Source organism: Actinomycetota bacterium, from assembly GCA_018830725.1.
Taxonomy (GTDB): Bacteria; Actinomycetota; Humimicrobiia; order JAHJRV01; family JAHJRV01; genus JAHJRV01.
Window position 1 is genome coordinate 25,716 of the sequence record JAHJRV010000005.1, and the last position, 14,961, is coordinate 40,676.

Annotated in this window: 13 protein-coding genes and 1 tRNA gene; all 14 read left to right on the top strand. The window is 30.8% G+C overall.

Features of this window, described 5'->3' with window-relative positions:
- Positions 1–374: 374 nt before the first annotated feature.
- The 14 genes from KKC53_00210 (at position 375) to KKC53_00275 (ending at position 14,586) form a co-directional block, all read left to right on the top strand.
- A complete protein-coding gene (locus KKC53_00210) occupies positions 375–1,181 on the top strand; it encodes an AAA family ATPase (protein ID MBU2597598.1) in 807 nt (268 codons plus the stop codon).
- Positions 1,182–1,462: 281 nt separating this feature from the next.
- Positions 1,463–2,299, top strand: a complete 837-nt coding sequence (locus KKC53_00215) for a sulfide/dihydroorotate dehydrogenase-like FAD/NAD-binding protein (protein ID MBU2597599.1) — start codon at positions 1,463–1,465, stop codon at positions 2,297–2,299.
- A 20-nt stretch (positions 2,300–2,319) separates the two neighbouring features.
- The gene (gene gltA, locus KKC53_00220; GenBank protein ID MBU2597600.1) at positions 2,320–3,741 is read left to right on the top strand and encodes an NADPH-dependent glutamate synthase; all 1,422 of its coding nucleotides are present in this window, start codon (positions 2,320–2,322) and stop codon (positions 3,739–3,741) included.
- A gap of 369 nt (positions 3,742–4,110) precedes the next feature.
- Positions 4,111–5,085: a DUF4349 domain-containing protein gene (locus KKC53_00225; GenBank protein ID MBU2597601.1), complete on the top strand. Its 975-nt coding sequence runs from the start codon at positions 4,111–4,113 to the stop codon at positions 5,083–5,085.
- Between the two features lie 253 nt (positions 5,086–5,338).
- Complete coding sequence (locus KKC53_00230) at positions 5,339–5,575, top strand: YtxH domain-containing protein (protein MBU2597602.1); 237 nt, start codon at positions 5,339–5,341, stop codon at positions 5,573–5,575.
- Between the two features lie 45 nt (positions 5,576–5,620).
- Positions 5,621–5,815: a DUF951 domain-containing protein gene (locus KKC53_00235; GenBank protein MBU2597603.1), complete on the top strand. Its 195-nt coding sequence runs from the start codon at positions 5,621–5,623 to the stop codon at positions 5,813–5,815.
- Positions 5,816–6,910 carry a redox-regulated ATPase YchF gene (gene ychF / locus KKC53_00240; protein ID MBU2597604.1) on the top strand — a complete coding sequence of 365 codons (1,095 nt, stop codon included), beginning with the start codon at positions 5,816–5,818 and terminating at the stop codon, positions 6,908–6,910. It begins immediately after the preceding gene.
- Between the two features lie 47 nt (positions 6,911–6,957).
- Positions 6,958–7,857, top strand: coding sequence for a methyltransferase domain-containing protein (locus KKC53_00245; protein MBU2597605.1), 900 nt, complete (start codon positions 6,958–6,960; stop codon positions 7,855–7,857).
- 36 nt (positions 7,858–7,893) lie between these two features.
- Positions 7,894–9,306 (top strand): L-seryl-tRNA(Sec) selenium transferase, encoded by a 1,413-nt coding sequence (gene selA / locus KKC53_00250; protein ID MBU2597606.1) that lies wholly within the window; start codon positions 7,894–7,896, stop codon positions 9,304–9,306.
- Positions 9,299–11,242 carry a selenocysteine-specific translation elongation factor gene (selB, locus tag KKC53_00255; protein ID MBU2597607.1) on the top strand — a complete coding sequence of 648 codons (1,944 nt, stop codon included), beginning with the start codon at positions 9,299–9,301 and terminating at the stop codon, positions 11,240–11,242. The genes selA and selB overlap by 8 nt, the downstream gene beginning before the upstream one ends.
- 1 nt (position 11,243) lies before the next feature.
- Positions 11,244–11,339: transfer RNA gene (locus KKC53_00260), tRNA-Sec, on the top strand.
- A gap of 157 nt (positions 11,340–11,496) precedes the next feature.
- Positions 11,497–12,366, top strand: coding sequence for a glycosyltransferase family 2 protein (locus tag KKC53_00265; GenBank protein MBU2597608.1), 870 nt, complete (start codon positions 11,497–11,499; stop codon positions 12,364–12,366).
- A 108-nt stretch (positions 12,367–12,474) separates the two neighbouring features.
- Positions 12,475–13,404 carry a class I SAM-dependent methyltransferase gene (locus KKC53_00270; protein ID MBU2597609.1) on the top strand — a complete coding sequence of 310 codons (930 nt, stop codon included), beginning with the start codon at positions 12,475–12,477 and terminating at the stop codon, positions 13,402–13,404.
- Positions 13,405–13,497: 93 nt separating this feature from the next.
- Positions 13,498–14,586, top strand: coding sequence for an undecaprenyl/decaprenyl-phosphate alpha-N-acetylglucosaminyl 1-phosphate transferase (locus tag KKC53_00275; GenBank protein MBU2597610.1), 1,089 nt, complete (start codon positions 13,498–13,500; stop codon positions 14,584–14,586).
- Positions 14,587–14,961: the final 375 nt, after the last annotated feature.

Here is a 14,961-nt window from a genome sequence, read left to right on the forward strand (position 1 = left end):
GATGTTCCTATTAATATACTCACAAGATACCTCCTAACATAGAAAGCTTCTTTTTATTATTTTATTAATAACTTATTATCATTTTTGTTTAATAATATTTTAACAAAAGTAAGGATATAGTTGTGTTATAATTTTTTGATATGATTTTAGGAATAAATTAGAAAGAAACCCAACGGTTTTAGTCGTTGGAGGTGTCACAGTAGTCTATCAAAAAAATTTTAATAATCATAAGAGTTTTCAAAGGAGATAAGTGTGCCACATAGTGATGTTTATATTGGCAATGAGCTCTTTATAATGCTGGATATTTTTTATCCAGTGCGTAAGGACTTTATAAAGAAATTCAAAATTCAATTTGTAAAAAATAAGAGGGTTGAATGAAGGGATTTAAAATAGCTATAAGTGGTAAAGGTGGTGTCGGAAAAACAACTATTGCAGGAACACTCGCTTTTATTTATGAATTAGATAAGAAAAAGGTATTGGTTGTGGATGCTGATCCCAATACAAATCTCGCATCTGTTTTAGGAATAAGTTATGCCCAGTCTTCTCAAATCACCCCCATATCTGAAATGATAGAACTCATAGAGGAGAGAACTGGAGCAAAGCCTGGAACTTATGGTACTTTCTTTAAGATGAATCCAAAAGTTGATGATATCCCTGATAAATACTGCCATAAAATAAATGGAATTAAACTACTCATCATGGGAACAGTAAAGAAGGGTGGTTCCGGATGTGTTTGCCCTGAAAATGTTTTGCTTAAAAGATTGGTATCTCATCTTATTTTAAGAAGAGATGAAGTTGTGATAATGGATATGGCAGCGGGGGTAGAACATTTAGGTAGGGCTACTGCAAGTGCAGTGGATTCTTTAATAATAGTAGTAGAACCTGGACAAAGGAGTATACAAACCGCTTTTACTATGAAAAAACTTGCGGGTGAAATTGGTTTAAAAAATATTTATATAATACTCAATAAGGTTAGAACAAAAGATGAAGAAAAGTTATTAAAAGAGAGATTATATGATTTTGAAATTTTAGGAACTATATATTTTAGTGAAAAAATTCGCTTAGCAGATCTGGGTCAGAAAATCCCTTTTAAAGTTGATAAGGAGTTTGTGAAGAATCTTAATCAAATAAAGAAGAAGCTGGATACCAAAATAACCCAAAAAAAATCACAAATCTATTAATAAAAATTAAGTAGGGAAGGCTTTAGCCTTGCCTTGTAAAAACAATGTCATAGTAATAAATAAAATTTAGAAAAATATAATGTATGTAGTTTATAATTGCAACCTTAAAGGGTTGCCCTACATATGTAGCCCCTCCCTTAATGGGAAGTAGTTTAATAATAAGCATTTTCCTTTAGTTCCCCTCCCTTGATGGGAGGGGGTAGGGGGAGGGTGAAAAATTGTTTAACTTAAATCAAATTAGTAAAATTTTTTAAATCTTTAAAATAGAAAGAGAGGGATACATGTATAAAATTGTAAGAAGAGAAGTACTTGCAGAAGATAGCGACCTCTTTGAAATTCATGCTCCAGAAATTGCTAAAAAAGCAAAAGCGGGTCAATTTGTAATAATAAGAATTAATGAGACTGGAGAAAGAATACCACTTACTCTTGCTGATTTTGATGCTAAGAAAGGAACTATCACTTTGGTTGCATTAAGAGTGGGAAAAACAACCCATCTTTTAAGCACATTAAAAGCTGAGGACGAGATATTAGATGTTGTTGGTCCTTTAGGAAATCCAACCGAGATTGATAATTACGGAAGAGTCATTTGTGTTGGTGGTGGATTGGGAATTGCTACTATAATTACAATTTGTAAGGCACTTAAAGATGCTGGAAATTATGTTATAGGAATTATAGGTGCAAGAACAAAAAATCTTATAATTTTTGAGGATAAGTTGAGAGGAATATGTAATGAACTTCATATTTCAACCGATGACGGTTCCTATGGACATCACGGATTTGTTACTGATATATTAAAAAAATTGCTTGACGAGGATAATCCTATAGATGCAATCTGGGCTATTGGACCTGCTATAATGATGAAATTTGTCTGCAAAACTACAGAATCATATAAAATTAAAACTATTGTCAGTTTAAATCCTATCATGGTAGATGGAACAGGTATGTGTGGTGCTTGTAGAGTTGAAGTTGATGATAAAACTAAATTTACATGTGTTCATGGACCAGAATTTGATGGGCATAAAGTAAATTGGGATTTACTACTCTCTCGTCAACAGATGTATCTTAATAGTGAAAAACTATCTTTAGATGAATTTAAGAAAAAGATAGGAAGACAATAAGAGTGAAAGAGAAAAGAGAAATGAGAAAAGAGGAAAGGAAAAAGAGGAAACCCAGTAAAAGAAAATTAAAAGTTGTTATACCACAGCAGGAAATAGAAGTAAGAATTAAAAATTTTAATGAAGTCCCTTTTGGTTACAGTGAAGAGCAAGCAATTGAAGAAGCTAAAAGATGTCTTCAATGCAAAAAACCTAAATGTATTGAGGGATGTCCTGTAGATGTTGATATTCCAGCATTTATAAAATTAATAGAAGATGGCAAGTTTGATAAAGCTGCAAAGAAGATAAAAGAAAAAAACAGCCTTCCAGCTGTATGTGGAAGAGTTTGTCCTCAGGAAGACCAGTGTGAAAAGGTATGTGTTTTGGGAAGAAAGAAAGAATTTGAACCAGTAGCAATTGGGGGACTTGAAAGATTTGCCGCTGATTGGGAAGCTGAACATGGAACAGTTGAGGTTCCTGAGATACCTCCATCAACAGGTAAAAAAGTTGCAGTTGTGGGGTCAGGACCCGCAGGGCTTACATGTGCATCTGATCTTGTTAGAATGGGACACCAGATTACTCTATTTGAGTCACTTCATAAGTCAGGTGGGGTTCTGGTTTATGGTATTCCTGAATTTAGACTTCCGAAAAAAATAGTACAAAGAGAGGTTGATTATATTAAGAGTCTTGGGGTCGATTTAAGAGTGAATTCATTGATTGGTAAACTATATACAATTAATGAATTGAAAGGAAAATATGATGCAATATTTTTAGGAACTGGTGCTGGTCTTCCAATGTTCTTAGGGATTCCAGGTGAGAATTATAATGGAGTTTATTCAGCTAATGAGTTTCTTACAAGGTCAAATTTGATGAAGGCATATCTTTTCCCAGAGTGGGATACTCCAATAAAGAGGGGAGAGAAGGTTGCAGTAGTTGGAGGTGGGAATGTCGCAATGGATTCAGCAAGAACTGCACTAAGATTGGGAGCAGATGAGGTTTACCTTGTTTATAGAAGAAGTGAAAAGGAGATGCCTGCAAGGATAGAAGAGATTGAAAGAGCTAAAGAAGAGGGTATAAAATTCATGATACTTTCAAATCCAGTTGAAGTAATTGGAGAAAATGGTTGGGTAAAAGCTCTTAAATGTATAAAGATGAAATTAGGTGAACCCGATGAGTCGGGTAGAAGAAGACCTATTCCTATACAAGGGTCTGAGTTTGTATTTAATATAGATTTATTCATAGTGGCAATTGGAACAAGACCAAATCCATTAATTCCCCAATCTACTCTTGATTTAAAGACCACAAAATGGGGGACAATAGTAGTAAAGGAAGATGTTCCCATGACAAGTATAGATGGGGTTTTTGCTGGTGGTGATATTGTTACAGGAGCTGCCACAGTTATTTTAGCAATGGGTGCTGGAAAAGGAGCTGCAAAAGCTATAGATGAATACTTGAAAAAAAAATAAAATTCTAATTTAAAAATAAATCCTTCTTATGAACAATTTTCAATTTTTATTAGTCTAAAAGTTAGAAATGTTAATATTAAACATAAGATGTACTATACACGAGATAAGTTTACAGTTTGCTCCTTGAAGGACTAATATAATATAATAAAAATATTTGTCATTCCTTCCCCTTCGTTACACTCGAGGGTCGAGGACATAGTCTGAAGGAAATCTCATTAAATATATTAAAGAAACTAATAGGATTTGAACTTTTAGAAATACTGTTTTTAAATAGAATTAGTTTTAAAGAGAAAAAGAATAAAGCACATTCATTTATCTAATAAAGAGCTTATTTTAAAAAGTAAAATTATTTATAAGAAGGAGGAAAAAATGGGAAAAAACTCAAAACAAAGTTTCTTTAAAAAAACAAGAATTCTTAAAATTCCTACATTAACTTTATTTTCAATGATTCTTGTTCTGATTATGACTATGAATATTGTAGGTTGTGCCATGGTTACTTCAACGTTCAAAAGTTTAAAAACCAATGAAATTGCAAAAGAAACACCTTACGTGTTAGAGGAAAAGATACTTTTAGAAGAAGCTGAAAAATCTGATAGAGCTGAATATATTGAAACTGAAGTAGCAACTGGAGGTGAGATTGTTTTTAATCCTCAAGTTACAACATTGGAAAGAATGATTATTTATCATGGAAATATAGAGTTAGAAGTTGAGAAGGGTAAATTTAGTGAAAAATTTGAACAGATAGGTAATATTACAAGAGCAGCAGGTGGTTTTGTATCTAATACAAGTAGTAGAGCATATGGAGATGAACCTGCAATAGGGACAATTACAATAAAGGTACCCTCAGAGAATTTTAATTCAGTTATTGATCAGATAAAAAAACTTGGCAATGTGAAAAATTTAAATACATATGCTGATGAAGTAACCCAGGAATATGTGGATTTAAATAGTAGACTCAAACATTTCCAGGCTCAAGAAAAGGTTCTTTTACAAATGATGGATAAATCAGGAACGATAGAGGATAGCATTGCTGTACATAGAGAACTTTCAAGTGTTCAAGAACAGATTGAGATTATAAAGGGAAGATTAAGATGGTTGGATGAACAGATAAGTTTCTCAACCATAACTATTTCTGTTAGTGAACCACATGTAAAACCTCAGCCATATCCAATTAGGTGGGAATTTCTGGATACTCTTAGAGAAGGTGTTAGAGCAATTATTAAAGTAATTGATGGTTTGGTCCTTTTTATGATGATAATCTCACCAATAGTATTTTTAGTGGTTATAGGATTTCTTATTGTTAGGTATGTATTGAAAAGAAGAAAAAGCAAAAAAGAAATCTAAAATAGCTTAGAAACTATGCCACAAAGCGATTAATAGAAATTAGATTATATAAAATATTAAATCCTTCTCTTCTATTTTCTTTTTAAGTTAATTAGAGATCAAATTTAGAGGATCATTAAATGTACTTACCTTTCAGTCCTCTTAGCATTGAGTTTAGGGTAATAGCAAAAAATAAATAAAGTGATATGTTAAAATTATTTAAAAAGATTATTTAATAATATTTTAATTTATATTCATTTAGTAGCGAGACAAGATGAAAAATAAGAAAGATAAAAAGTTTGAGTTAATTACTTCATTTGCTATTGGATTTTGTGTTGGAGTTTTAATCGCTCCGAGAACAGGAGAGGAAACAAGAAAGATATTATCAGAAATAGGAAAACAATATATCCAGAAATCATCAGATTGGTTAAATGAGAAAATAGCTCAATTTTCAGAAATAACAGAGCAGTATGCTGAAAATATAAAGGAATATCTGGAAGATATAAAATAAAAGTTATATATTTGAGGATTAAAATAATTGGTAAAGACCACGACTATTAAAATAGGTGATTTAGTAAAATTAAAAAAGAATCATCCATGTGGAAAAAACAGATGGCAAGTTTTTAGGGTTGGAATGGATATTGGGCTCGAGTGTCAAGGATGCGGAAGAAAAATAAAGTTGATAAGAAGAGAATTTAATAGAAGATTTAGAGGGTATTTAAAAGAGGAGCTTAAAGAAAAGGAAATGTAGATGAAGATAGGGATAGTTGGACTTCCTAATGTAGGTAAGTCCACTTTTTTTAATGCTTTAACTAAACAAAATGCAAAGATTGATAGGTATCCATTTACTACGGTTAAACCAAATTTAGGTGATGTAGAAATACCTGATAAAAGATTAAAAGCACTTAAAAATGTATTTAATCCAAAGAGAGTAGTGTCAACTTCAATAAATTTTTTAGATGTTGCTGGATTGGTCAAAGGAGCCAGTCATGGGGAAGGTCTGGGCAACAATTTTTTAGCACAAATACGAGATACTGATGCAATTGTTCATGTTGTACGTTGCTTTGAAGATATAAATGTAGCTCACATTAATACAGTTCTTTCTCCAAAAAGGGATATTGAAATAGTTGATTTAGAATTGATTTTGGCTGATCTTTCTACTATTGAGAAAAGCTTAGAAAAAACTAAAATAGCAAGTAAATCTGGAAAAAAGGAAGAACTTAAGAGATTAGAAGTTTTAACAAAGATAAGAGATTCTTTACAAAAAGGTGATTCAGTAAGAGCTATTAGGTTAAAGGAACATGAGTTAAGAATAATAAAAGGATTAAACCTCCTAACACAAAAACCAGTTGTTTATGTTGCAAATGTTGAGGAAGATTATTACAAGACTAATAAGAGCAAAGAACTTGTCAAAGAAGTTGAAGATATTGCTAAGTTAGATAAAGCTGAAGTTATGATAATATCTGCAAAAATTTTACAGGAATTATCGGAATTACCAGATGAAAATGCTCAAGAATTTGCAAAGGATATGAAAATTCCATATGAGGGACTAAGTGAATTTATAAGAGCAAGTTACAAGCTTTTAGATATTATTACATTTTTTACCGGGAACGAAAATGAGGTTCATGCCTGGACCATAAAAAGAAACACACCTGTAGTAAAAGCTGCGGGAAAAATACACTCCGATATGGAAAAAGGCTTTATAAAAGCTGAAGTTACAAACTGGGAGGATTTATCGGATGCAGGTTCAATATCTAAGGTAAAGGAGATGGGAACTTATAGAGTTGAAGGTAGAGATTATTTAGTAAAAGATGGTGATGTAATATATATTCACTTCCACAGGTAATGTATTATTTTTAAAGAATTTAAAACTTTTTTTAGAAGGTGGAGAGTTTGTCAGGAGAAATAGTTGATTATGAGGATTATGATTACAGAGAATTTTGGAGTGGTAAAAAAAGAAGCTATGAGCACCTTTCTGAAATTTATGCTTTAAAAAAACTTATTTCTAAGAAAGGGAAAAGATTTATTGATATTGGTGGAGGGTATGGTAGACTCTCAAGTACTTACATTAATTTATTTCCTCAGACAGTTTTATTGGATTATTCTCTCAAAAATCTTTCAGTAGCAAAAAAAGAACTATCCAAGAGATCGAAGTCTAAGATTTTTTTTGTGGCATCGGATGCCTACGATATGCCTTTTAAAAATTTCACGTTTGATTTTGCTATTTCTATAAGATTGATACATCATCTTACTCAACCTCAGAACTTTTTCGATGAAATAAGCAGGATTTTAACACCTCAGAGCTTTTTTATTTTAGAATATGCAAATAAGAGAAATCTCAAAAGAATGGGGAAATTCTTAATTAGAAAGGGAGCAGAAAATCCATTTTTTTATGAGCCTTCAATGATTGGAAAAAATATATACAATTTTCATCCTAAATTTATCAGTGATAAGTTAAAATTAGCTGAGTTTAAAATTCTTAAAATTTTAAGTGTATCCAATTTTAGATTAAATTTTATAAAAAATATAATAAATCCAGAAATTCTCTCGAAGATAGATAATATAGTTCAATTACCTCTTGGCTTAATAAAAACTGGACCGTCAATTTTTGTGTTATCTCAAAAGAGGAATGAAAAAACTATAAAGATCTCTTCTGCTATTGAAAAAATTCCGTGGAAATGTATTTATTGTAAAAGTGATATTATAGATGAAAAAGAAGATGAACTAATCTGTAATCAATGTGGTGCTAAATTCCCAATAATAGGTGGTATATATGATTTCAGAAAAAAATAAAATAGGTATTTTATAGAAAGAGTAAGGGTGAAATTTATGGATAGACAAGAATATTTAAGCAGGATACCTAAGGTTGATAACATATTATCAATTCCTGATACTAAAAAGCTTTTAGAAAAGTTTCCCAGAAATATTGTAGTAGAAGCAATAAGAACCGTTCTTGAAGAATTAAGGCAATCCATATCTGAAGCGAAAGAAGAAGAACTTGAATCTATAACCATTGATTCAGAGGATCTTATACCAATAATTTCTAAACTTGTAGAAAAAATTATGACTCCAAGCTTGAGGAAAGTGATAAACGCTACAGGAGTTATTATTCATACAAATTTAGGAAGAGCTCCACTTTCTGAGCAAGCACTCAATTCATTAAGCAAAATATCAGAAGGATATTCAAACCTTGAGTATGATCTTATTAAAGGTGAAAGAGGCGACAGGCAGATGCATGTAAAAGCTCTTCTTACAACACTAACCAATGCTGAGGATGCAATGGTTGTAAATAACAATGCTGCTGCTGTTCTTTTAGCATTAAACAGTATAGCTAAGGATAATGAGGTAATAATTTCAAGGGGTCAGTTAGTAGAGATAGGAGGTTCTTTTAGAATTCCTGATGTTATAAGTTCGAGTGGAGCTATAATTAGAGAAGTTGGTACCACCAACAAAACAAGATTATTAGACTATCAAAAAGCAATCACTGATGAAACAGCTATTATCTTGAGAGTTCATACTTCCAATTACAGGATTGTAGGATTTGCTGAGCAAGTAAGCTTATCTGATTTAGTTAAATTGGGGCATCAGTATAATATTCCCATTATGGATGATTTGGGAAGCGGTGTCTTATTGGAACTTGATGTTGAAGGTTTTGAAGATGAACCAATTGTGAAAAGCAGTATAGAAGCTGGTGCTGATATCGTTACATTTTCTGGGGATAAGATATTAGGAGGCCCCCAAGCAGGAATAATATTAGGAAAAACTGAATTTATACAGAAAATGAGAGTAAATCCTCTGACAAGAGCTCTTAGAGTAGACAAAATGATACTTGCTGCACTTGAAGCTACATTGAGATTATATCTTGACCCAAAGAAGGCTAAGGCGCAAATTCCAGTAACTAAAATGATAACTTATCCTATTAATGAAATTGCACGTATGGCAAGAAATATTGAAAAAAAATTAGTAGAAGAATTAGGTAGCAAATGTGATATTGATATTAAAAAGGAATTTTCGAAGGTTGGTGGTGGTGCGTTGCCACTTTTGAATTTAAAAACAAGAGTAGTTACACTATTACCAAGGACAATATCACCAAATAAGTTGGCATCAAAACTAAGATTATTGTCAATACCCATAATAGTAAGAATAGATAAGGATTTAATGATTATTGATCCAAGAACTCTTCTACCAGGTGAGGATGAAATAGTAGTAAATTCAGTAAAGGAGGTAATTCTTAGTGAATAAAAACTCCTATCCTTCAGTCATAATAGGGACAGCAGGTCATATAGACCATGGAAAAACTGAGCTTATAAAGCAAATAACAGGTATAGATACAGATAGACTAATAGAAGAAAAACAGAGGGGTATGTCAATAGATATAGGTTTCGCTCCCCTGGTTTTTTCTTCAGGTAAAATTGTTGGAGTAATAGATGTTCCAGGACATGAGAAATTTGTAAAAAATATGATGGTAGGTGCATCAGGAATTGATATTGGTCTTTTGGTGATTGCTGCTGATGATGGAATAATGCCACAGACTATTGAACACTTTGATATATTAAGACTTTTAAATATTAATAAGCTATTGGTAGTGATTACAAAAATGGATTTAGTAGATGAAGAGACAGTAGATATAGTTGAAAGTGAAATTAAAGAACTTTTAAAAAATAGTCCTTATAGAGATGCAGCAATAGTTAGGACATCTTCAAAGACCAGAGAAGGGATAGAGGAAGTAGTTAAAGAGTTAGAAAAACTAACCTCATTAAAATTTACAAAAGATATTAATTTGCCAATTAGACTTCCAATAGATCGTGTCTTTACTCTTTCTGGAATAGGTACTGTAATTACTGGTACATTATGGTCAGGAAAAGTAAAATCTGGTGATGAAATAGAGATACTTCCTAATAAAATAAGATGTAGAATCAGAAATGTTCAGGTCTTTAACGAAGATGTAAAAGAAGCACTTGCTGGACAAAGAGTTGCATTAAATTTAATAGGAGTTAAAAAGAATCAGTTGAGTAGAGGAGATGTCGTTTTAAAACCTGGATATTTAACCCCAACTTCTTTATTAGATACCCATATTGAAATTTTATCAAATCAAAAGAGTAGCCTTAAGTCAGGAAGAAAAGTGAGTTTGCATCATGGAACGAGAGAGATTATAGCCAAAGCCTCTCTGCTTGGTGTGGGAGAGATAAAACCTGGAGAAACAGGTTATGTGAGATTCAAATTGGACTACCCATTAGTTGTTAAAAATTATGATAAATTTATAATAAGAAATTCATCTCTACTAAGAACAATGGGGGGCGGGTTAATACTTCTCTCACATCCATCTAAAAAAAGAATAAAGAGAGAAAAAATTATAGATAAACTTAATATACTTTATGCTGGAAATAAAGATGAAATAATATCTTTGTGGCTTAAGGAAAATTATCCGGAACCATTAACTACAGGCGAAATATCGAAAAAGTCAGAAATTTCAGTTGAGGAAGTAGAAGATGTAATAAAAAAGTTATTGCATTTAAATAAAGTTATTAATATGTCAACTGGTGTATCAATATCTGATAAACCACAATATCTTTTATTAACTGATTTTCAAAGACTTAGACAGGAAATGCTTTCCTATTTGGAAGAATATCACTTAGAAAATATCTTAAAAATTGGAATTGATACTGAAATTTTAAGAAAAAAAATATTTTTCACAATTCCAAAAACAAAGTATGAGACATTGTTACAAAAATTTCAGCAAGATAAAATTATAATTAAAGAAGGCTCAAAAATATTGTCCCCTCTTATATCCTATGAGCTAAGTGGAAAGGAAAAACAGAATTATTTATTAGTAAAAAATAGTATAGTAAGTGGAAAGTTTTCACCACCAGATGTGAAAGAGTTATCTAAAAATATCAATCTAAGTATTGAAGAAGTTAACCAGATTCTAAATATTTTAAAAAGAGAAAAAAAGGTTATTAAATTAAAAGACGGACTTTTTTTTGCAACAGAATCATTTGAAAAAGCAAAAGATAAATTAATAGAAACAATTAATAAAAATAGAAAAATTACATTAGCTAAATTTAGGGATGTTTTAAAGACTTCAAGAAAATATTCAGAAGCATTATTGGAATATTTTGACAAAGAAGGTTTAACAAAAAGAGTAGAAGATTACAGGATTCTTAAAAAGAATGACTGAAGGAGGTGTAACTGTTCTGGTGGGCAGCTCGGTCTTCAAAACCGTTGTGGGGAGTAAGTGCTTCCCAGGTAGGTTCGATTCCTATCCACCTCCGCCAAAAAATTTATAAAATATCAGATTCTCACTAAAAAAGTATTGGAAGATTTGGGTATAGTTTCTCGACTGAAATGTCTTCGAAACCATACCACAAATCTATTAATAGAGATTATATTTAGTAATATATTAAATTCTCATTATAAGAATATTAAAAGAATATGAAAGCTACAGTTGCAATAGTCAATTACAATACAAAAGACTTTTTAGATAAATGTTTAAACTCAATCTATAAATTTGGTTCTAAATATGATATTGAAGTAATAGTTGTTGATAATAATTCAGATGATGGTAGTGTTCAGATGGTAAGAAATAATTATCCAGATGTAAAACTTATTGTAAATTCTAAGAACATAGGTTATACAGCAGCAGCAAATCAATCAATAAAATTAACAAATTCAGATTTTTTAATACTTTTAAATAGTGATACGGAGGTCTTTGAAGGAAGCATAGATAGAATTATTGAATATTTAAAAAACAATACTGAAGTAGGTGTAGTAGGACCAAAAATAATTGACCCATCTGGTAATGCACATCTCTCATGTAGAAGGTTCCCATCTTTTAAAGAAGCTGCAATGCATGTTTTAGTAGGTATATTTTGGTCAAGAAATCCGTATACAAGAAGATATAAGATGATGGATTTTGATCATAATAAAGAAGTGAAGATAGATTGGGTGAGTGGAGCATGTATGGGTTTAAGAAGAAGAGCTTTAGATGAAGTTGGTTTATTTGATGAGAGATACTACATGTATGTTGAAGATCTCGACCTCTGTGAAAGAATGTGGAATGCTGGATGGGAGGTAAGATATTTTCCCAGGGCTACAGTTGTTCATTACATAGGTGGAAGTACGAAGGGAACTGGTGTTGAGCTTTTTTACCAACAACAAAAAAGTGTTTTTAGATATTTTTTAAAGAATTATGGATATAGTTGGAGAGTTATTTTAATTCCATTTCTAGCAATAGCATTAGGATTTAGAGTTTTGGTGTTTTTTATAATAAAAAATTATGAGAAATTTATAAAAAGAAAATAAAAATGTCTTCGAAACTATGCCACAAAGCTATATAAGATAAATATTATTTGTAATAAATTAGTTTTTTAAATTAAAGGAATTTTTTATATATTTATTATGACAAGTGAGTTGGAAATAAATAATTATAAATGCATTATATGTGATGGTAACAGGTTTAAAGAAGTTTTTAATCTCGAGAAGATATCAAAGAAACCCTATAGGGTTATAAAATGTTCAAATTGCAGTATGATTTCAATCTATCCCATTCCTTCTAAAAATTTTATTCAAAGACATTATAATGATCCACTCTATCCCAAATCTGCTTATTTTAGGAATATAACAATAAATTTTAAAGGAAGTCCCGAAGCTAAACTCTTTTTAAAAGGTTTAAATTTGATTGAAAAATTAAATCCTAATAAGGGAAAGATTTTAGATGTAGGTTGTTCATCAGGTGTTTTTTTAAATATGGCAAAAGATAGAGGATGGGAGACACTTGGAATTGATGTATCAAAAGATTTTGTAAATTATGCCAAAAAGAATTTTAAGTTGGATATAAGATATGGTTTTTTAAAAGATTTTTCTTTTAAGGAAAATAGTTTTGATGTTGTGACATTATGGGATTTAATAGAGCATGTAAGAGAGCCAAAGAAGCTACTAAAAGAAGTGTGTAGGATTCTTAAGCCTGAAGGGATTGTTCTAATATTAACTCCTAATCAAAATTCTCTAATAAAAAAGACAACTAATTTAAGTTACAAACTTAGTTTTGGAAGATGGAAGACCCCGGCAAATGTAGTCTATGATATACATCATTTATACTACTTCTCTAAAAAGAATATAACAATTCTTTTAAACAAAATTGGTTTTAAGATAGTCTATACAGGTAAAGAGGAAACAATTTTAAACAGAATAATCGGGGAGGAATCTGACCACTGGATAAAGAAGAACAAGTTTATGGTTTTTGGACTTAGATTAATATTTTTTATTGCAAAATTAACTGGGAATAAAAATAAATTATTGATATTATCCAGGAAAAAGAGGATACTAGCAAATATTATTTAAATATAAATAGTAAAATAAGAATATTATCCAAAATTTTAAATTCCATAAAAACTTATAATTAATTTAAAAATCAATATAGATGGTTATAGTAAAATGCAATTTGAATTCTTAGAATTTTTACTATTTTTAGTAGCAATAGTTCTTACAGTAATTTTCACTCCATGGGTAAGAAGATTAGCTCTAAAAGTGGGTGCTTATGTTGATGTTCAAAGGGAAAGAAGAGAGAGGGACATTCATAAGGATATAACTCCAACTATGGGTGGACTTGCCATATTCCTTTCCTTTTTTATCACCTCTTTTTTTGCAATAGGGATTAATAAAAGTCTTATAGGGATAATTTTGGGTAGTTTAGTTATACTTACAGCAGGTATTATTGATGATATATATGAGCTTTCACCGCTGAAAAAACTTTTTTGGCAATTAGCATCAGCAATTATTTTAATTATATTTGGATTTTATCCCAGTGTTATCACTAACCCATTTGGTGCAGAACCTATTTATTTAGATAAAATAAATCTTTCTTTTGCTCTCTTTGGAAAATCTCTTATTATTCCAATTTTTTCAATAATTTTTACCATTTTATGGGTTATGATTTTAGAGAATGCAATAAATTTTCTTGATGGATTGGATGGTTTAGCCAGTGGAGTATCTGGAATTGCTGCATTAGTTCTTTTTGGAATTGCCGCAGAGTCAATTATTTTAACAAAACCTCAAACAGCTATTATGGCATTGATTTTTGCTGGAGCTATTTTTGGATTTCTACCACATAACTTTTATCCCGCAAGAATATTTTTAGGTGATACAGGAAGCATGTTTTTGGGTTATATGCTTGCAGTGATATCACTGCTTAAAGCAGCGAAAATACCGACAGCAATTATAGTTTTAGGTTTTCCAATATTGGATTTGGTCTGGGCGATAGTGAGAAGGTCTTTTAAAGGGAAGCTCCCGATAAATGCAGATAGAGGACATTTTCACCACCTGCTTGTAGATATCGGATTATCACAACCTCAAGCAGTTATAATACTTTATATTATTTGTGGAACTTTTGGCTTAGCCTCTCTTTTTCTAAAAGAAACCTATCAAAGCAAATTGATGTTAGCTTTTATTTTTGGATTGATGTTATTTACTGCAGCGATATTTATAATCTATGCCACGATTAAGAGGAACAATAGAAAAAGATAGACGGTATTGGTTAGTTTAAAAGAATTTTTGAATAACCTAAGAATAACCTAATAGATACTACCAAGCTCAACAAAAGGGATAAAACAATCACCAAACTTATTTTTTAAAGTGTAAAGTGTGTTAAACTATTTAGAGTAATATATTAGTGTGTTATTAACAAAATAGGTCTAAAATTTACTTTATAAAAAATAATGCGCTAAAATCTCCGCCTTGATGAGTAAGGAAATTGGAAACATAAAAAATGAGTGTAAATGAGATAAAAATAGCTGATAACTTATATATATATTCAAGTTCAAGATATCATAATATCAACTCAAGTGCATTTTTAACAAGGGAAGGGGTATTAATTATTGACACTATGCTTTTTCCTGATGA

Coding starts and splice junctions, on each gene's coding strand:
- KKC53_00210 (MBU2597598.1), top strand. CDS start 375: ATGAAGGGATTTAAAATAGCTATAAGTGGTAAAGGTGGTGTCGGAAAA.
- KKC53_00215 (MBU2597599.1), top strand. CDS start 1,463: ATGTATAAAATTGTAAGAAGAGAAGTACTTGCAGAAGATAGCGACCTC.
- gltA (MBU2597600.1), top strand. CDS start 2,320: ATGAGAAAAGAGGAAAGGAAAAAGAGGAAACCCAGTAAAAGAAAATTA.
- KKC53_00225 (MBU2597601.1), top strand. CDS start 4,111: ATGGGAAAAAACTCAAAACAAAGTTTCTTTAAAAAAACAAGAATTCTT.
- KKC53_00230 (MBU2597602.1), top strand. CDS start 5,339: ATGAAAAATAAGAAAGATAAAAAGTTTGAGTTAATTACTTCATTTGCT.
- ychF (MBU2597604.1), top strand. CDS start 5,816: ATGAAGATAGGGATAGTTGGACTTCCTAATGTAGGTAAGTCCACTTTT.
- selA (MBU2597606.1), top strand. CDS start 7,894: ATGGATAGACAAGAATATTTAAGCAGGATACCTAAGGTTGATAACATA.
- KKC53_00265 (MBU2597608.1), top strand. CDS start 11,497: ATGAAAGCTACAGTTGCAATAGTCAATTACAATACAAAAGACTTTTTA.
- KKC53_00275 (MBU2597610.1), top strand. CDS start 13,498: ATGCAATTTGAATTCTTAGAATTTTTACTATTTTTAGTAGCAATAGTT.